We start from the raw sequence: 17,932 nt of genomic DNA, 5'->3' as shown, positions 1-17,932 counted from the left end.
AAGACGGCGGGGTGGCGGTCGGAGAACTCGGGTGGTCGGTGGTCTGCACGGTGCGGGTTCCCCTTGGTATCTGTCTGTTGCGTTGGTTCGAAAGTGGTGTCTGTTTTCTGGCGCATCGGAGGGCGGCGTCAGCTGATCGTTCCGACCAGCTTCAGGCGCTTGTCCTCCGGCACCTCGCTGTAGGCCAGGACCGACAGCGACGGAACGCTGTGGCGGACCAGGCGGGCCAGCGCGGCGCGCACCGGGCCGGGTACCAGCACGACCGCGGGCTCGTTGCGGGCTTCCTGCTTGCTGACACATTCGGCCAGGCTCTGGTGCAGTCGCTCAGCGAGTCCGGGTTCCAGCGCGGCGCCGTTGCCCTGCGTGGACTCCTGCAAGACACGTTCCAATTGTGGGTTGAGCGTGAACACCGGCAGCTCGGCCGACATTCCGGCGATCTCCTGCACGATGAAGCGGCCCAGTGCGGTGCGCACGGCGGCAGTCAGCACGGCCGGGTCCTGGCTGCTGGGCGCGTGTTCGACCAGCGCTTCGGCGATCTTGCGCAGCTGGCGGATCGGAATGCGCTCGACCAGCAGGTTCTGCAGCACCCGTACCACCGCCGACAGCGGCAGTGCCTTCGGCGTCAGATCTTCGACGAGCTTGGGCGCACTCTTGGCCAGGTTGGCCAGCAGGTGCTGCACTTCTTCGTGGCCGAGCAGTTCCGGCGCGTGTTCGCGGATCAGGTGCGAGAGGTGGGTAGCGACCACGGTGGCCGGATCGACCACGGTGTAGCCGAGCGTCTCGGCCTGGGCGCGCTGGTGCGGCTGGATCCAGGTCGCGTCCAGGCCGAAGGCGGGGTCCTTGCCGGCGATACCTTCCAGCGCACCGAGCGCGCTGCCCGGGTCCAGTGCCAGCTCGCGGTCCGGATGGATCTCGGCGGTGGCCACCGGCACGCCGTGCACCAGCACGCGGTAGCCATTGGCCGGCAGTTCCAGGTTGTCGCGGATGTGCACCGACGGAATCAGGAAGCCGACATCCTGGGTCAGCTTGCGGCGCACGCCCTTGATCCGCGCCATCAGTTCGCCGCCCTGGTTGCTGTCCACCAGCGGGATCAGGCGGTAGCCGACCTCCAGGCCCAGCGGATCGACCGGGCGCAGCTCGTCCCAGCTCAGTTCGGCGGTGGGCGCGGGTGCGGCCGGACGGCCCAGCGCAGTGAGTGCGGCGGCGTCACTGTTGCCGGCAGAGGCATCGGCAGCCGGTAGCTTGCTCTTGCGGTACAGCTTCCAGGCGATGAAACCCAGGATCGCGGCCAGCGTCAGGAAAGCGACGTTGGGCATGCCCGGCACCAGGCCGACCACACCGAGGATGCCGGCGGTGATCGCAAGCGCGCGGTACTGGCCGAACACCTGGCCGCTCATCGCCTGGGCCATGTCCTGCGAGCGCGAGGCACGGGTGACCAGCATCGCCACCGCACTGGAGACCAGCAGGGCCGGCAGCTGCGCCACCAGGCCGTCGCCGATGGACAGCAGGGTATAGGTGGCAGCGGCATCGCCGAAAGGCATGCCATGCTGCAGCACGCCCACGGCCAGGCCGCCCAGCATGTTGATGAACAGGATCAGGATGCCGGCGATGGCATCACCACGGATGAACTTGCTGGCACCGTCCATCGCACCGTAGAAGTCGGCTTCCTCGCGCACTTCCTCGCGGCGCAGCTTGGCTTCTTCACGCGTCAGCAAACCGGCGTTGAGGTCGGCGTCGATCGCCATCTGCTTGCCGGGCATGGCGTCGAGGATGAAGCGCGCGGTCACTTCCGAGACGCGGCCGGCACCCTTGGTGATGACCACGAAGTTGATGATGGTCAGGATCGCGAACACCACGATGCCGACTGCGTAGTTGCCACCGATCACGAACTCGCCGAAGGCGGCAATGACCTTGCCGGCCGCGTCGTGGCCGTTCTGGCCGTTGAGCAGGATCACGCGGGTGGAGGCCACGTTCAGGGCCAGCCGCAGCATGGTGGTGACCAGCAGCACGATCGGGAAGATGGTGAAGTCCAGCGGGCGCTTCACATAGACCACCGCCAGCAGCACCATCAGCGAGATGGCGATGTTGAAGGTGAACAGCGCATCGAGCACCGGTGCGGCCAGCGGCACCACGACCATGGCCAGCAGTGCCAGCACGATCAGTGGCGCGCCAAGGCCCTGGCGGATCATCTCCAGGGCGCGGCGGGTGTTGAAGCCGGGGGAGGGCTGGGCGCTCACGGGCGGCCTCCCTTGCCGAATTCATCCACCTGGATGTGCGGGCTGTCCGGCATCGGGCCAGTGCGCCAGGCGCGCAGCTGGTAGACGTAGGACAGGACCTGGGCCACGGCCGAATACAGTCTCACGGGGATTTCCTTTCCGAGTTGGCCTTCCCGATACAAGGCGCGTGCCAAAGGCGGCGCCGAGACGATGGCGACCTTGTTGCCATCGGCCACTTCACGGATGCGCAGGGCGGTCTCGTCCACGCCCAGGGCGACCACTTTGGGGGCGTTCATGGCGCCGCCCTCGTACTTCAGGGCCACCGCATAGTGGGTCGGATTGACCACCACCACGTCGGCAGTGGGTACCGCCTCCATCATCCGGCGGTTGGCCATCTGCTGCTGCAGCTGGCGGATGCGGCCCTTCACCTCCGGGCTGCCCTCGCTTTCCTTCATTTCGCGGCGCAGCTCTTCGCGGGTCATCTTCAGCTTGCGCATCCAGTTCCAGCGCTGGTACGGGGCGTCGATGGCCGCCAGCACCAGCATCGCGCCGGCGGTTGCCAGCAGCAGGCGCAGGGTGAAGCCAAGGCCGTCGGTGATGGCGGTCTCCAGCGGGTGGTGGATCAGACCGCGCAGGGTGTCGAAGCCGGTCCATACCACCAGCCCGGCGGCAACGCCGACAAAGGCCACGCGCAACAGCGACTTGGTGAACTCGGCGATGGCCTCCGGGCCGTACAGGCGCTTGAGCCCGCTGATCGGGTTCATGCGGTTGATGTCCGGCAGCATCGCCTTCTGCGACCAGCGCAGGCCACCCATCACCAGTGGCGCGACGAAGCTGGCCAGCAGGCAGACCAGCACCAGCGGCGCGATCACCAGCATGAACTGCAGCAGCAGGTCGCCGAAGTGGCCGAACAGTTCCTTCGGGTTCTGCCGCAGGCTCTGTTCGGGGCTGAGCGCATGCTTCATCCAGGCGCTGGCGCCGCGGCCGATCGAGCCGCTCATGGCCATCACCGCCAGTACGCCGGCGCCGAACACGGCGGCGGTGCCGAGTTCGCGCGAGCGCGGCAGGTTGCCCTGTTCACGGGCATCGCGCAGGCGTTTTTCGGTGGGTTGTTCGGTCTTTTCGCCGGCGGATTCGTCTTCGGACATCACGGGCACTGCGGCAGGAGATGCCGGGGTGCGAGCAAGAACCGTGCCGTGACGGGTTCATGTGCCAACCAAGGTTGGCACCTACCAGAGCAGGCACCGGCAGCGCCGGGTCATGCCCGGGGGGGAGCCGGGTGCGGGCTCGGCTACAGGGGCGCGTTGCCGCTGGGCGGCGGGCTCTGTGCCAGTTCCACACGAGGCCGGGGCAGGTCGTGCAGTTGCATGAAGCGGGCGGCATCGACCGGGCGACCGAGCAGGTAGCCCTGCAGGTAATCGCAGCCCAGCCGTTCCAGGTAGGCGCGCTGGGCGGCGGTTTCCACGCCTTCGGCCACGATGTCCATGTCCAGCGCATGGCCCAGCGCCACGATCGCCGAGACGATCACCACATCCTCGGCGCTGTGCTCCAGATCGCGCACGAAGGCGTGGTCGATCTTGATCTCGGTGGCTGGCAGCCGCTTCAGGTACAGCAGGCTGGAATAGCCGGTGCCGAAGTCATCGATGGAGATGCCCACGCCCAGTGCCGACAGCGCCTGAAGCAGGCGCAGGCTGGTATCGGTATCGCGCATCACGGTGCTCTCGGTGATCTCCAGCACCAGGTAGCGTGGGGTGATGCTGTAGCGCTCAAGGACGTCGCGCACGTCATGCAGCAGGTGCGGTGAGCTGAACTGCACCGGCGACAGGTTCACCGACATCGACCAGCCTTCATGGCCGGCGTCGTGCCAGCGGCGCAACTGCTGGCAGGCCTGGTCCAGCGCCCAGCGGCCGATTTCATTGATCGCGCCGCTGCGCTCGGCCAGGCGGATGAACCGATCCGGCGGGATCAGGCCATGTTCCGAGTGCCGCCAACGGATCAGTGCCTCGGCGCCGGCCACTTTCTGTGTGGCCACGCGGATCTTGGGTTGGTAATTGAGGAACAGCTGTTCGCTGCCGATTGCCCGGCGCAGGTCGGCAAGCAATCTGAACTGTTGCTCGGCGCTGTCGTTCATCCAGTCGGCGAACAGCACGAAGGCGTTGCGCCCCGATTCCTTGGCCTGGTACATCGCGGCATCGGCGAAGGCCATCAGTTGCCGCTCGCTGGCGGCGTGGTCCGGGCAGATCGCCACGCCGATGCTGGCGGTCACCTGCAGTTCGTTGTCCGGCAGCAGGGGCCCGCTGCCGACCGCCTGCAGGATGCGCCGGGCCAGGGTCGGAAGATCCTCGTCGTGCTCGATGCGCACCACCAATACGAACTCGTCGCCGCCCAGACGGGCCAGCATGTCGTTGGGCCGAAGCAGTTGGCGCGTGCGTTCGGCCACCGCCACCAGCAGTGCATCACCGGCCTGGTGGCCATAGGCATCGTTGACCTGCTTGAAGCCATCCAGGTCCATGAACATCACAGCGAAACGGCTGCCGCCCTGTTCGGCCTCGGCCAGTGCCTGGACGATGCGACGCTGCAGCAGCAGGCGGTTGGGCAGGCGGGTGAGTGGGTCGTGCAGTGCGGCCTGGGTCAGTTCCTGCTGCGCGTCGGTCAGCGAGGTGCTCAACAGGGAATTGCGCAGGCGCAGCAGCTGCGCCTCCACCCGCTGGTCCAGCCAGGACACCACCAGCACCACGGCCAGGATCGCCACGGTGAGCATCACCACCAGCATGGCCAGCCATTCGCTCTGTAGTCCATCGCCGACGGCTGCGCCGCAGATGCTGCCTTCCGGAAAGCGTGCGGCGGCCATGCCGGTGTAGTGCATGCCGACGATGGCCAGCCCGAGCAGGCCCGCCGCTGCCAGCCGGTCGCCGACACGGGTGCGCTGCGCACGCAGGCGGAACGCCACATACAGGGCCGTCCACGAAGCAGCGACTGCCACCATCAGCGAAAACAGCAGCCAGCCCGGGTCGTAGTCGATGCCCGGCTGCATGCGCATTGCGGCCATGCCAACGTAATGCATGCCGGCGATACCGGTGCCCATCAGCAGGGCGCCACCGGCCAGCCGCGGGTGCGGCAGCGTGCGCAACGAGACCAGCCACAGCGCGAACACCGACGAAGCGATGGCCAGTGCAAGGGAAAGCAGGGTGATCGGCAGGTCGTAGCCGAGCGGAATGGGCAGGTCGAAGGCAAGCATGCCGATGAAGTGCATCGACCAGATGCCCAGGCCCATGGCGAAGCCGCCACCGATGCGCCACCACCAGGCCGCGCCCTTGCCGGGTGCGGTAACCGTGCGCCCGGCCATCGCCAGCGCGGTGTATGAGGCCATCACGGCGACCAGCAGCGAGATCACTACCAGCCACGGGTTGTACGTGCCTACCAGCATTCGTCAGTCTCCCGGACCTGCCTGTCGACGGAAACTACGGTGGGGCATGCATGAGGCCGGCCGACGCAGGGCGCCGGCCACGTGCGGCATCCCCCCGGTTGCCGCGTATTCACTCTAACGCGCAGACCCGGGGGAAGGGCAAGCAGTAAAACGTGATGATCGGGTCAGTGTGTGACCGCGTCCGCAGCCTGGAAGGCGGCGTCGAACAGGCGCTGTACCGGCGGGCCCATTTCGCCTGCCAGCAGGGCCAGCAGGAACAGGCCCAGCAGCAGTGAGACCGGCAGGCCGAGCTGGATCGGGTTCAGCGCCGGCGCGGCGCGCGCCAGCACGCCGAACGCCAGGTTCACCGCCAGCATTGCCACGGTCAGCGGGATCGCCAAAGTCAGCGCACCGCGCAGCACGGTCAGCAGGAAGGTCGGCGCGATGCTGAAGAAGGCATGCGGATCGGGCAGTGGCGCACCGATCGGCAGTGCCCGGTAGCTGTCCACCACCAGCGAGATCAGCGCCAGATGGCCATTGGCGGTGAAGAACAGCAGGCCGAACAGCAGATAGAACCACTGCCCGATCACGCCTGAGGTGCCGCCACGCAGCGGATCACTCATCTGTGCGAAGGCCAGGCCGGTGCCCTGGGCAATCAGTTCGCCGGCCATCGCGCCGGCCTCGAACACCAGCCGCAGCAGGAAGCCGATGGATACGCCGATGGCCAGCTCGCGGGCGATGGTCAGTACCGTGGCGGCATCGAAACCGGTCCAGTCCGGTACCGGCGGCAGCAACGGTGCCAATGCGATGGCCAGGGTGCCGGCCAGCACCACGCGCACCCGGGCCGGGACGGCGCGGGTGCCGACCATCGGCATGGCCATGGCGACCGCGCCGATGCGCAGCATGGTCCACAGCACGGTGCCGATCATGCCGAAGGCGTTCAGCCCATCGGCGGCCATCTGGGTGGCGGCGTCCATCGAAGCGCGTGTCCTAGCCGATCAGGTGCGGGATGCGCTGGAACAGCAGCGTGGTGAATTCGACCAGGTGGCCGATCAGCAGGCTGCCCAGTGCGAACAGCACTGCGGTCAGCGCGGCTGCCTTGGCGACGAAGGCGATGGTCGGTTCATTGAGCTGGGTCGCAGCCTGCACCACGCCCACCACCACGCCCACCACCAGCACGGTGAGCAGCAGCGGGCCGGCCACCCACAACACGGTGATCAGGCCGCCACGCAGTTCGGTCAAGGCAAGTTCGGGAGACATCGTATTTCCATCGGTAGCGCCGGGCCATGCCCGGCAACGCTTATGTAGAGTCGAGCCATGCTCGACTGCCTCTCGGTCAGGCCGGATTGAAGCTCGCCGCCAGCGTACCCACGGTCAGCACCCAGCCATCCACCAGCACGAACAACAGGATCTTGAACGGTGCCGACACCAGCATCGGCGACAGCATCATCATGCCCATCGACATCAGCACGCTGGCCACGACCAGATCGATGATCACGAACGGGATGAAGATCAGGAAGCCGATCTCGAAGGCGGTCTTCAGTTCACTGGTAACGAACGATGCGACCAGCACCGGGAACGGGATCGCATCGGGGCTGGCGTAGGTGCCATGCCCGGCGATGCCGGCGAAGGTCATCAGGTCGGTCTCGCGGATCTGCGCCAGCATGAAGGCGCGCAGCGGCGAGGTGGTCAGCGTCCAGGCGGTCTGGAAGTCGATCTCGCCATTGAGGTAGGGGGCCATGCCGGTGCTCCAGGCCTTGTCCCAGGTTGGCAGCATGATCATCGCGGTGAGGAACAGGGCCAGGCCCAGCAGCACCTGGTTGGACGGCGTCTGTCCGGTGCCCAGTGCCTGGCGCAGCAGGCCCAGCACGATGATGATGCGGGTGAACGAGGTCAGTACCAGCAGCATCGACGGGATCAGGGTGATCGCGGTCATCAACAGCAGGGTCTGCAGCGGCAGGCTGACCGGTGCACCGCCGATCTTGCCGACATTGATATCGGGCAGCGGCGTGGTCGGCGCGCCGGGCGCGGCGAAGGCCAGCGCCGGCAACAGGCACAGGGCGAGCAACAGCAGCCACGGCATCAGGGTGGCAAGACGGGTACGGGTGACACGCATGTCAGGGATCCTTGCGCAGCCGCTGCTGCAGCAGCTGGGCGAAATTCGGCAGGTTCTTGAAGTCCGGCACGCGCACCGGTGCCGGCGGTGGCAGCGGTTCGGGCAGGGTGTGCAGGGTGTTGATGCCGCCCGCGGTAACGCCCAGCAGCAGCTGCTGGCCATTGACCTCCACCACCACCACGCGCTCCTTGGCGCCGACACTGAGGCTGGCCACCAGCTTCATGCCTTCGGCCGGGCGGAAGCCGCTGCCGGGCAGGCGCTTGAGCAGCCAGCCCAGGCCGATGACCAGGGCCAGTACCGCCAGCAGCGCCAGCACCGCACCGAACAGGCTCGGTGCGGCGGCCGCGTGCTGGCCGACCTGCGGGCCGATCGGTGCGGCGGTCTTGCCGACCGCCAACAGGGTGGAGGCCAGCAGGCTCAACGCAGTCTCCGGATCCGCTCGCTCGGGCTGACCACGTCGGTCAGGCGCACGCCGAAGCGGTCGTTGATCACCACCACCTCGCCGTGGGCGATCAGGGTGCCGTTGACGAACACGTCCAGTGACTCGCCGGCACCGCGTTCAAGTTCCACCACCGAGCCCTGGTTGAGCTGCAGCAGATTGCGGATCGGCAGGCGGGCACGACCGACTTCCAGCGACAGGGTCACCGGCACGTCGAGGATCACGTCCAGGTTCAGGTCCGGACCGTTCGCTTCATCGGCCTGCAGGCTGCTGAACTGGGCCGGGGTCGGTTCGAGGGCGTCGATATCGTTCATTGCGGGTCTTCCTGGATGACGGGTACGCGCGGACGGGTGCCGGGCGGATGGGTAGCGGTGATCTTCACGGCGTTCATGCCGTTGGCGACGCCGAACTCGCCGGTGAACACGGGGATGTTCTCCACGCACAACGGCACCTGCGGGCTCAGCTCGATCGGCAGGATGTCGCCGACCTTCAGGCGGGTCAGGTCGCGCAGGGTCATGCGCTTGCTGGCCAGTACGCTGGACAGGGTCACCTCGGCGATGTTGAGCTGCTCGCGCAGGGTCTGGCCCCAGCTCTCGTCGCGGTCGTTGCGGTCACTCTGGATGCCGGCGTCGAGGAGCTCGCGGATCGGCTCCAGCATCGAATACGGCAGGGTCACGTGGATGTCGCCGCCACCGCCGTCGAGCTCGACATGCAGGCGGCACACCACCACGTACTCTCGCGGCGTCACGATGTTGGCGAAGTGCGGGTTGATCTCCGAGTTGATGTATTCGAACTCGACATCCATCACCGGTGCCCAGGCCTCGCGCAGGTCGGCGAAGGTCTGCTTCAGCAGCAGGTGGATCACCCGCATTTCGGTGGCGGTGAACTCGCGGCCTTCGATACGGGTCGGGTAGCGCCCGTCGCCGCCGAAGAAGTTGTCGACGATGGCGAACACCAGGGTTGGCTCGAACACGATCAGGCCGGTGCCACGCAGCGGCTTGAAGCGGATCAGGTTCAGGTTGGTCGGCACATACAGCGAGTGCATGTAGTCGTTGAACTTGATCAGTTCGATGCCGCGCACCGACAGTTCGGCCGAGCGGCGGATCAGGTTGAACAGGCCGATCCGCCACAGGCGCGCGAAGCGCTCGTGGACCATTTCCAGGGTCGGCATGCGACCGCGGATGATCCGGTCCTGGCTTGCGAAGTCGTAGGAACGTGCTTCGCCCGAAGGCGGTTCCGCATCGGTCTCGACCGCGCCACTGTCCACGCCGTGGAGCAGGGCATCGATCTCGTCCTGGGACAGCAGATCATTCATCGGGGGGCCCTTACTGGGTCACGAAGCTGGTGAACAGCAGATCGTCGGCACCGTTGCTGCCGGTCTCGGCCTTGAGCACTTTCTGCACTTCGGCCAGCGAGGCGGCCTGCAGCTTCTGCTTGCCGGCGATATCGGCGATCTGGTCCGGGCTGACCTGCGAGAACAGCATCAGCAGGCGCGCGCGGATGGCAGGGGCGTGGGTCTTGATCGCTTCCAGCGCGGCCGGGTCGCGGGTCATCAGCTGCACTTCCAGCTGCAGGTAGCGCGGGCCGTCGACCGGGCCGTTGAGATTGACCACGAAGGCCGGATCCAATGCGAAGTACTGCGCCGGTGCCGGAGCAGCGGCTTTCTTCGGCGCCGGTGCGGCCTTGTCTTCGTGCTTGGACTGGGTGAAGAACCACACGCCGCCACCGGCGGCAGCGGCGGCCAGTACGGCCACCAGTGCGGTGATCAGGATCGGACTACGCGGCTTGGCGGCCTTGTCCTTCTCGGCGGTCTTCTTGGTTTTGTCAGCGGCTGCGGCCACGGGGTGAAGCTCCTGAGGGTTGCTTCACCGGGATATGCAAGGGGCGTGCCGTAGCTCGAGGGGAGGCGTGCGACGGAATTCCGTCGGGGTGCCGGTGGGGCCGTGCGGAGCAAGCTCCGCACCCACCAACGCGATACTGGCAGGTGCGGCTCTATTGCCTCGGTGTTCTGGTGGGTGCCGACCGCCCCGCTCTGGTGGGTGCAAACCTTGGTTGGCACGCCTGTCAGGCGTACGCGTCCAGCAGCCCGCGCTGGCGGATCAACTGCGCGGACGACACGCTGGCGTCGCCCGGCGACGGTTCTCCGTCACCCGCCATGCCACCGCTTCCGGCCTGGCCCGACGCATTGCCGTCACCGCCGGGGGCCTGATGACCAACATCGGCGTGGGCCAGCTGGAAACCCTGCTCGCCCAGCAGTTCACGCAGGCGCGGCAGGCTGCTTTCCAGCGCCTGGCGCACATCCACGTGCGGGCTGCTGAAGCTGGCGTGCACCTTGTCGCCGTTCAACTGCAGGCGCACGTCGACCGGGCCCATGTCATCCGGGCTCAGGCGGATGTGGGCGTGGCCGATCTTCTGGTCGGCCAACCAGCCCAGGCGGGCGCCGATGGCCTGGTCGAAGCCATCGTCACCGAGCACCGGCTTCGGCGTCGGTTCGCCGTTGAAGATGGCGTTGCCGGTGGCCAGCGCGGCCTTCAGATCCTGCACGGCTGCAGTTGCCGGTGCATGCAGCAGGGGGGCAGGGGTACGGTCACCGATGGCGGCCACGTCGCTACCTTCGCCTCGGTCGCCGCGCTTGCCCGCCGGCAGGATCATCTCCGGCAACGGCAGAGTGGTGGCGTCGTCGGCGCTGGCCGCCAGAGGCTGGCCGTCGGGCGATCCAGTGGCGATGGCCGTGGGTGCCGTTGCCGCAGCCGCCGGCAACGCTGCGCCGGCAGCGGCGGGCAGGGCACCAGCATCGTCGGCGAGCACAGGCGTGGCCGTTGTTGGCTGCACTGCAGCGGGATCGGCCAGCGTCGGCACCGCCAGCACCAGTCCGGCCAGGCCAAGTGGTGGCCACGGCGCATCCTCGGTCGCGGCTGCTTTGCCCTTTTCGGCGCCTGCAGTGGTTGTCCCTGCGGGTGCCGATGCCGTGGCGTCTTCGGTTGCAGCGTCGCTGCCCGGCTTGTGTTCGGCGGGTGTCCGCCCGTTGCCATCAGAGGTCGCAGACGGCATGGGCGTGGTCGACGATGGCGATGAGGTACGGGCGGCCGTGGACGTGTCCGGGCCCGACGTCCCATCCTGCAACAGCTGGCCGAAGCCCTTGCCGCTGTCATTGCGCGGCGCGCGCGTGCTGCCATTGCCGGTGTTCTGTGCCTGCGCGTTGGCGCTGCTGGCGAGCGGTGCGGGCATCACGTGCGACCTCCCTGCTCACCGTCTTCCTGGTCCTCGGCCTGCACCAGGCGTGCACGGCGTGCGCCGATGTCGTCCATCTCGCGCTGGTCGCGGCGGTCGGTCACCACCTTCTCCTGCGCGCGGTAGCTGGCCGCCAGCTGTTCCAGCACGGCCTTGTCCCGGCTGGCCAGGATCAACCGGGCGCGCTCGGCTTCCACCTTCTCGCGGTTGCCATTGACCGTTGCCTGCTGCTGTTCGACCGCGCTGTCCAGGCGATCGAGGAAGGCGCGACGATTCAGCAGCTGTGCCGGGCTGGTCGCCGCCATCTGCGCGTTCGCATACTCTTCGGCATAGCGGCGCAGTTCATCCAGTCGCGACAGATGCGTGTCGAGCACGGTCTGGCGTTCGGCCAGATCGCGAGCAACGGCATCCTCGTGTTCCTGGGCCCGCTTGAGCAGGGGGTCGATGCGCTTGGACTGGTTCATGGCTTAACTCTCTTGTTCCACCAGGCGCTGCAGCGCCGCCTGGCTGTGCGGGAGATCTGCGGCCTTGGCAACGTCCTGGCCGAGGAATTCCATGATTTCCGGCCAGCGTTCCAGGGCTTCGTCGGTGGCCGCGTCGTTGCCGCGCTGGTAGGCACCGATGGCGATCAGGTCACGATTGGCCGAATAGGCCGAGACCAGTCGCTTCAACTTCCGGATGCGCAGGCGCCACGGCTCGTCGGCGATTTCCGTGACCACGCGGCTGACCGACGATTCGACGTCAATGGCCGGGTACAGGCCACTGTCTGCCACGCGACGGGACAGCAGGATGTGGCCGTCAAGAATGGCGCGCGCCGCATCGGCGATTGGATCCTGCGGATCATCGCCTTCGGTCAGCACGGTGTAGAACGCGGTGATCGAGCCACGGCCCTTGGCACCGTTGCCGGCGCGCTCGACCAGCGCCGGCAGCTTGGCGAACACCGACGGCGGATAGCCGCGGGTGGTCGGCGGTTCACCGACCGACAGGCCGATCTCGCGCTGCGCCTGCGCGAAGCGGGTCAGCGAATCCATCAGCAGCAGTACATTCAGGCCCTGGTCGCGGAACCACTCGGCGATGGCGGTGGCGCGGTAGGCACCATGCAGGCGCGCCAACGGCGGCCGGTCAGCCGGGCTGGCGACCACCACGGCGCGGCGCAGGCCTTCTTCGCCCAGGGTGGTTTCGACGAAATCGCGTACTTCGCGGCCACGTTCACCGATCAGGCCGACCACGATCACGTCGGCGGCGGTGTATCGGGTCATCATGCCCAGCAGGGTCGACTTGCCGACGCCGGAGCCGGCGAACAGGCCGACACGCTGGCCTCGGCCGATTGGCAACAGCGCGTTGATCGCGCGCACGCCCACGTCCAGCGGTTGGGTGATCGGTTCGCGCGCCAGCGGATTGATCGACACGCCGGCCATGCCGACATGGCCTTCGGCGCGGATCGGGCCCTTGCCGTCCAGCGGCACGCCATCGCTGTCGATGACGCGGCCGAGCAGGCCTTCGCCCACTTCCACGCCGCCACGCCGAGCCGACGGCACCACCCGTGCGTTGGGCAGCAGGCCATGCAGTTCGGCGCTGGGCATCAGGTAGGTGCGCTCGCCGGCGAAGCCGACCACTTCGGCATCGACCCAGCCACCGTCGACCACTTCCACCTTGCAGCTGGCGCCGAGCGGGGCCTCGCAGCCGACCGCTTCCAGGGTCAGGCCGACTGCGCGGCGCAGCACGCCCTCGCGGATCAGGCCACGCCCGTGCCCGGTGTCCACGCGCAGGCCGTCCAGGCGACGGGCCAGGCGCAGGTTGCGGGCCACGGCCCAATCGGCCGGCGGCGGGTTCGGTTGCGTTTCGGGCGTCATGCACCTGCTCCAGTCTGGCGGATCACAGCGTCCAGCGCACCGCGCAGGCGGGCTTCGAGGGTGCCGTCGATGCGCACCGCTTCGGCATGCACGCGCAGGTCGCCACGGCTGAGGCTGGTATCGGGTACCAGGCGCTGCTGCGACGACAGGTTCAGGAGGGGAGCGAGCGCGGCGATGTCGTCCGGGTGCAGGCGCACTTCCACTTCGCGGGTGCTGCCACCGACCGCGTCGATGGCCTCACCAACCAGTTGCGCCAACAGTGCCGGATCGGTCTCGTAGGCACGGCCGACCAGCGCGCCGGCGATGCGTACCGCCAGTTCGCCCAGCGCACCGACCACTTCGTTTTCCAGTCGCACCAACGGGCGGCTGAAGTTGTCGAGGATGCCCTCGATCTGCGCGGCGAGGCGACGCACCTCGGCTTGGCCCTGGCCGTAGCCATCGGCATGGCCGTGCTGGAAGCCTTCCTTCTCGGCACTGTCCTGGATCGCCTGGATTTCTTCCAGGGTGGGCAGGTGCAGCGGCGGTTCCGGCTCGTGCTCCGGATCCGGCTCGGTGAGTTCGAACGCGTCCTCCTGGTCCAGCGCCGGTTCGGGCGGGGCCAGCAGGTCCGGGGCAAGCCAGCGCACGACGTTGCTCACAGCATGGCCTCCGCACTGCCGCCGATGGTGACCGTGCCTTCATCGGCCATGCGCTTGACGATGGCCAGGATCTCGCGCTGCGCGCCTTCCACGTCGGACAGGCGCACCGGACCGCGTGCTTCCATGTCTTCCAGCAGGATCTCGGCCGCACGCTGCGACATGTTGCGGGTGATCTTGTCGCGCACCTTGATATCGGCGCCACGCAGGGCCAGGCCCAGGCGCTCGCCGCTCACTTCGCGCAGCACCAGCTGCATTTCGCGGTCGTCCAGGTCGACCAGGTCGTCGAACACGAACATCAGGTCCTGGATGCGGTTGCTCAGCGGCGCGTCGATGCGGGCGATCTCGCCCAGGATGGCCTGGTCCTGGCCGCTGTCCATGAAGTTGAGGATGTTGGCCGCGCACTGCACGCCGCCGATGTTGGACGACTTCAGGTTCTGGTTGCCGGCGAACTGGCGCTCCATGATCTCGTTGAGCTCATTGAGTGCGTTCGGCGGGATGCCGTCGAGCGTGGCGATGCGCAGCAGCACGTCCACGCGGGTGCGGTCGGGCAGCAGCTTCAGCGCGTCAGCAGCCTGGTCGGTTTCCAGATGGGCCATGACGATGGCGATGATCTGCGGGTGCTCGTTGCGCACCAGATCGGCCACCGCGCGCGGGTCCATCCACTTCAGCGCGTCCAGGCCGGTGGTGTTGCGGCCGAGCAGGATGCGATCGATCAGGTTGCCGGCCTTTTCGCTGCCCAGCGCCTGCACCAGCATGTTGCGGATGTAGTCGTCCGAGCCCACGCCCAGCGAGGTCTTCGAGCCCAGCTCCTGGCCGAACTGGTCCATCACCCGTTCCACCTGCTCGCGGGTGATGTCGGTCATGGTGGCCATGGCGATGCCGATCTTCTGCACTTCCTTGGGTTCCATGTGGCGCAGCACTTCGGCTGCATCCAGCTCACCCAGGGACAGCAGCAGCACGGCCGCGCGCTGTACGCCGGTCAATTGTGCCTCAGTCATTGGCCACCCAGCCCTTGACCACCTGGGCCACGCGCTTGGAGTCGGTCTTCACGGCTTCACGCGCCATCCGCAGTCGTTCCTCATATGAATCCACCGGCAGGGCCAGCGCATCCGGCCCGCCCAGGCTCGCGCGGTCGGCGCCCAGCGCCGGCAGCGGCATGCCATCGTCATCCACCAGCTGCACGTCCGCGGTATGCGGCTCCAGTGCCTGCTCGTCGTTCTTCTTTTGGCCGGTGATCGCGCGCAGCGCCGGGCGCAGCACGCCGAACAGCAGCGCCAGCACCACGACGGCACCCAGCAGCATGCGGCCGGCATCGTGCACCCACGGCAGCTCCCACCAGGCGGGACCTTCCACCGGCGTGGTATCCCGCACGAACGGGGCGTTCATCACCGACACGGTGTCGCCGCGCTCGGCATTGAAGCCGACCGCCTGCTTGACCAGGGCTTCGACGCGGGTCAGCTCGGCCGCCGACAGCGGCTGCGGTGCGACCTTGCCGTTGGCACCGGCGCGCGGCACGTTGTCCACCAGCACCGCCACCGACACGCGCTTGATGCGGCCGGCCGGCTGGCGGGTGTGCTGCAGGGTGCGGTCCAGCTCGTAGTTGCGGGTCGCGTTCTTGCTGCTTTCGGTCGGGGTCTGTGCGGTTGCCGGCGCAGCGGCCTGGCCCGGGGGGCTGTTGCTGGTGGCGCCCGGCACGCCCTGCGGACCCGGCGTGGTGGTGCTGTTCTCGCTCATCTGCTCGCTGCGCAGCTTCTGCGGCTCGCCGTTGTACAGTTCGCGCGCCTCCTCGGTCACCGAGAAGTCCATGTCCACGCTGACTTCCGGGTTGACCCGGCCAGGGCCGGTCATCGGCTCCAGCAGTTCGCGGATGCGCTGGTTGAACGAGGTTTCCTGGCGGCGCACCTGCTCGAACTGGGCGGCGTTGACTGCGGCCTCGCTGTTCGGGTCGCTGACGCTGAGCATGCGGCCGCTCTGGTCGACCACGGTCACGCGTTCCGGTGCCAGGTCCGGGATGCTGGCTGCGACCATGTGCACGATGGCGTCGACCTGGCTGCGCTCCAGCTGCTGGCCGCCACGCAGTTCCAGCGTCACCGAGGCGCTGGCGACGTCGCGCTGGCGGGTGAAGGCGCTGGGCTTGGGAATGGCCAGGTGCACGCGCGAATCGCGCACTGGGCGCAGCGTGTTGATGGTGCGCGACAGCTCGGTCTCCAGCGCATGCTGGTAGCGCGCGCTTTCCACGAACTGGCTGACGCCGAAGCCCGGGTCGCGTTCCATCAGCTCGAAACCGAGTTTGCCGCTGTCGGTCAGGCCGGAGCCGGCCAGCTTCAGGCGGGCGTCGTGCAGGTTCTTTTCCGGCACGGTGATGCCACCGGTGGCCGGGTCCAGCTGGAACGGAATCTGGGCGGCACGCAGCAGGTCGGTCGCTTCAGCGGTGGCCTTCTGGTCCAGGCCGGTATACAGCGGGACCATGCCGGGCTTCTGCGACCAGAAGAACACGAACAGCCCGGCGGCTACGGCCACGGCGATCATCGCCATCAGTCCGAGCCGACGGGTGATCTGCAGGCTTTGCAGCCGATCGAACCACTGGCCCGCCTTTTCGGCGTTCAGGGATTCCTTGGAGAGCGACAGGGCCATGCGGTTCTATCCTTACAGCGGCATGTTCATCACGTCCTGGTAGGCCTGGACGAGACGGTTGCGGACTTCCACGGTGGCGCGGAAGGCGATCTGGGACTGCTGCGAGGCGACCATGACCTTGGCGAGGTCGGCGCTGGGGTCGCCCATTTCGAAGGCTTTGGCCAGGGCGCCGGATTTCTGTTGCGCGTCGTTGACGCCGGCAATCGCACCACGCAGGGTTTCGGTGAAGCTGGCCGGCTGGGCCTGCGGTGCATCCAGCACCGTGCCCGGCAGGGCGTTGCTGCGCGGCGTTTCGCCCAGCGGGTTGAGCGCCGGCTGTCCCATCTGGGTCTGATAGGAGCGGATCTGCGAAAGGATCGACGTGACGGAGTGGGACATCTGCAACGGTTCCAGAAACAGGGGATGGGGTTGTCTGCTGGAGCAGGTGCAAGTGCCGTGCCGAAACCGGTTTTCGATTCAGTGAAGTGAGGGTGTGGGTGTTCTGGCAGGGCTGCGCCCTGCACCCGCCGAATCAACGTCAACGTCAACGTGAACGGCAACGTCAACGGCGGGCTATCCGTGGGGTGGCGGGGTGGGTCCGGTTGCGGGGGACGCCGTAAACCCGTCCCTGGGGGCTTGGCCGCGGCATCCATGCCGCGGACACCCCCGCAACCGGACCCACCCCGCCTTCGACAGTTTCCCGCGATCTGTCGGACGGGCATGGATGCCCTTGGTGGGTGTCGACCTTGGTCGACACGTTCGGCACGGAGTCGGATCCCGTTGCGACGCAACGGGCTCTGACCCCAATGGCGGCGCCATTTAACCGGCGTCGGTTTTCTGGCCTAGGGCTGCAGGGTCCAACGGCCGGAATTCTGACGCTGGCGCGGTGCGATAGGGCCGTCGTGCTGGGTGTAGATGAAACGGCCCTGGTGGTCGCTCAGGCAGGTCAGCAGCAGGGTGTAGTGGGTGGGGCCGGCCGGGTGGGCTTCGGTCATCTGTATTTCCGCGGTGTGCAGGGCCAGGCGCTGGTAGTGGTAGCTGCCGCCGATGCGGAGGTCGGTGCCGAGGATGTCCAGCACGTACTGGCTGCCGGCAAAGCTGACCTGCACCATGCGTCCGGCATTGGGGTTGTCCGGTGCGTAAAGCGCGTCGCTGAGGTTGGTGAACTGGCGCTGGTCCAGCGTGGTGGGCAGGGTGCAGTTGGCGGCGGTAGCCAAGGCCGGGCAGAGCAGGGCGGCGAGCAGGGTGAGGCGATGCATGGTGGGACCTCCTTGGGATGTCCTTGCAATGCACCGCACTGCGGCCCTGCTGTCTTTAGGAAAACGTGCAAATGCAGTGGGGTGGGGAACCATTTCGGTGGGAATGGGTGGCCCCCCCCGATGATGACACACGGAGCCCCCGGGCAGGCCCCGGCGTAGGG

At 67.6% G+C, this 17,932-nt stretch carries 18 protein-coding genes; all 18 read right to left on the bottom strand.

The window, feature by feature from the left end:
- Nucleotides 1–128: 128 nt before the first annotated feature.
- The 18 genes from flhA to V9K93_RS09965 all read right to left on the bottom strand — a co-directional run bounded on the left by flhA (nt 129) and on the right by V9K93_RS09965 (nt 17,771).
- A complete protein-coding gene (gene flhA, locus V9K93_RS10050; protein ID WP_211195219.1) occupies nt 129–2,189 on the bottom strand; it encodes a flagellar biosynthesis protein FlhA in 2,061 nt (686 codons plus the stop codon).
- A gap of 44 nt (nt 2,190–2,233) precedes the next feature.
- Nucleotides 2,234–3,364, bottom strand: a complete 1,131-nt coding sequence (gene flhB / locus V9K93_RS10045) for a flagellar biosynthesis protein FlhB (protein WP_337302497.1) — start codon at nt 3,362–3,364, stop codon at nt 2,234–2,236.
- A 143-nt stretch (nt 3,365–3,507) separates the two neighbouring features.
- A complete protein-coding gene (locus V9K93_RS10040; RefSeq protein ID WP_136639686.1) occupies nt 3,508–5,643 on the bottom strand; it encodes a putative bifunctional diguanylate cyclase/phosphodiesterase in 2,136 nt (711 codons plus the stop codon).
- Between the two features lie 164 nt (nt 5,644–5,807).
- Nucleotides 5,808–6,599 carry a flagellar biosynthetic protein FliR gene (fliR, locus tag V9K93_RS10035; RefSeq protein WP_046982596.1) on the bottom strand — a complete coding sequence of 264 codons (792 nt, stop codon included), beginning with the start codon at nt 6,597–6,599 and terminating at the stop codon, nt 5,808–5,810.
- A gap of 13 nt (nt 6,600–6,612) precedes the next feature.
- Nucleotides 6,613–6,882 carry a flagellar biosynthetic protein FliQ gene (locus tag V9K93_RS10030; RefSeq protein WP_005413254.1) on the bottom strand — a complete coding sequence of 90 codons (270 nt, stop codon included), beginning with the start codon at nt 6,880–6,882 and terminating at the stop codon, nt 6,613–6,615.
- 76 nt (nt 6,883–6,958) lie between these two features.
- Complete coding sequence (fliP, locus tag V9K93_RS10025; RefSeq protein WP_134958130.1) at nt 6,959–7,738, bottom strand: flagellar type III secretion system pore protein FliP; 780 nt, start codon at nt 7,736–7,738, stop codon at nt 6,959–6,961.
- Between the two features lies 1 nt (nt 7,739).
- Nucleotides 7,740–8,159 carry a flagellar biosynthetic protein FliO gene (gene fliO / locus V9K93_RS10020; protein ID WP_008266130.1) on the bottom strand — a complete coding sequence of 140 codons (420 nt, stop codon included), beginning with the start codon at nt 8,157–8,159 and terminating at the stop codon, nt 7,740–7,742.
- Nucleotides 8,156–8,491: a flagellar motor switch protein FliN gene (gene fliN, locus V9K93_RS10015; protein WP_005409543.1), complete on the bottom strand. Its 336-nt coding sequence runs from the start codon at nt 8,489–8,491 to the stop codon at nt 8,156–8,158. Before fliN ends, fliO begins: the two co-directional genes overlap by 4 nt.
- Complete coding sequence (gene fliM / locus V9K93_RS10010; protein ID WP_046982598.1) at nt 8,488–9,492, bottom strand: flagellar motor switch protein FliM; 1,005 nt, start codon at nt 9,490–9,492, stop codon at nt 8,488–8,490. The genes fliN and fliM overlap by 4 nt, the downstream gene beginning before the upstream one ends.
- 10 nt (nt 9,493–9,502) lie before the next feature.
- Nucleotides 9,503–10,018 (bottom strand): flagellar basal body-associated FliL family protein, encoded by a 516-nt coding sequence (locus V9K93_RS10005; RefSeq protein ID WP_253079554.1) that lies wholly within the window; start codon nt 10,016–10,018, stop codon nt 9,503–9,505.
- Nucleotides 10,019–10,241: 223 nt separating this feature from the next.
- A complete protein-coding gene (locus tag V9K93_RS10000) occupies nt 10,242–11,405 on the bottom strand; it encodes a flagellar hook-length control protein FliK (protein WP_337302496.1) in 1,164 nt (387 codons plus the stop codon).
- A complete protein-coding gene (fliJ, locus tag V9K93_RS09995) occupies nt 11,405–11,872 on the bottom strand; it encodes a flagellar export protein FliJ (RefSeq protein ID WP_046988603.1) in 468 nt (155 codons plus the stop codon). Before fliJ ends, V9K93_RS10000 begins: the two co-directional genes overlap by 1 nt.
- A gap of 3 nt (nt 11,873–11,875) precedes the next feature.
- Nucleotides 11,876–13,261 (bottom strand): FliI/YscN family ATPase, encoded by a 1,386-nt coding sequence (locus V9K93_RS09990; RefSeq protein ID WP_136639691.1) that lies wholly within the window; start codon nt 13,259–13,261, stop codon nt 11,876–11,878.
- Complete coding sequence (locus V9K93_RS09985; RefSeq protein ID WP_136639692.1) at nt 13,258–13,899, bottom strand: FliH/SctL family protein; 642 nt, start codon at nt 13,897–13,899, stop codon at nt 13,258–13,260. Before V9K93_RS09985 ends, V9K93_RS09990 begins: the two co-directional genes overlap by 4 nt.
- The gene (fliG, locus tag V9K93_RS09980) at nt 13,896–14,882 is read right to left on the bottom strand and encodes a flagellar motor switch protein FliG (protein ID WP_024958226.1); all 987 of its coding nucleotides are present in this window, start codon (nt 14,880–14,882) and stop codon (nt 13,896–13,898) included. Before fliG ends, V9K93_RS09985 begins: the two co-directional genes overlap by 4 nt.
- Nucleotides 14,883–14,889: 7 nt before the next feature.
- On the bottom strand, nt 14,890–16,533 hold the full coding sequence (gene fliF / locus V9K93_RS09975; protein WP_046988606.1) for a flagellar basal-body MS-ring/collar protein FliF: 1,644 nt from the start codon (nt 16,531–16,533) through the stop codon (nt 14,890–14,892).
- Between the two features lie 12 nt (nt 16,534–16,545).
- On the bottom strand, nt 16,546–16,911 hold the full coding sequence (gene fliE, locus V9K93_RS09970) for a flagellar hook-basal body complex protein FliE (protein WP_005409552.1): 366 nt from the start codon (nt 16,909–16,911) through the stop codon (nt 16,546–16,548).
- A gap of 443 nt (nt 16,912–17,354) precedes the next feature.
- On the bottom strand, nt 17,355–17,771 hold the full coding sequence (locus V9K93_RS09965; RefSeq protein WP_337302495.1) for a hypothetical protein: 417 nt from the start codon (nt 17,769–17,771) through the stop codon (nt 17,355–17,357).
- Nucleotides 17,772–17,932: the final 161 nt, after the last annotated feature.

It is taken from the genome of Stenotrophomonas sp. CCNWLW162 (assembly GCF_037203745.1).
GTDB lineage: Bacteria > Pseudomonadota > Gammaproteobacteria > Xanthomonadales > Xanthomonadaceae > Stenotrophomonas > Stenotrophomonas maltophilia_AQ.
This window is presented reverse-complemented; position numbering and strand designations above follow the sequence as displayed.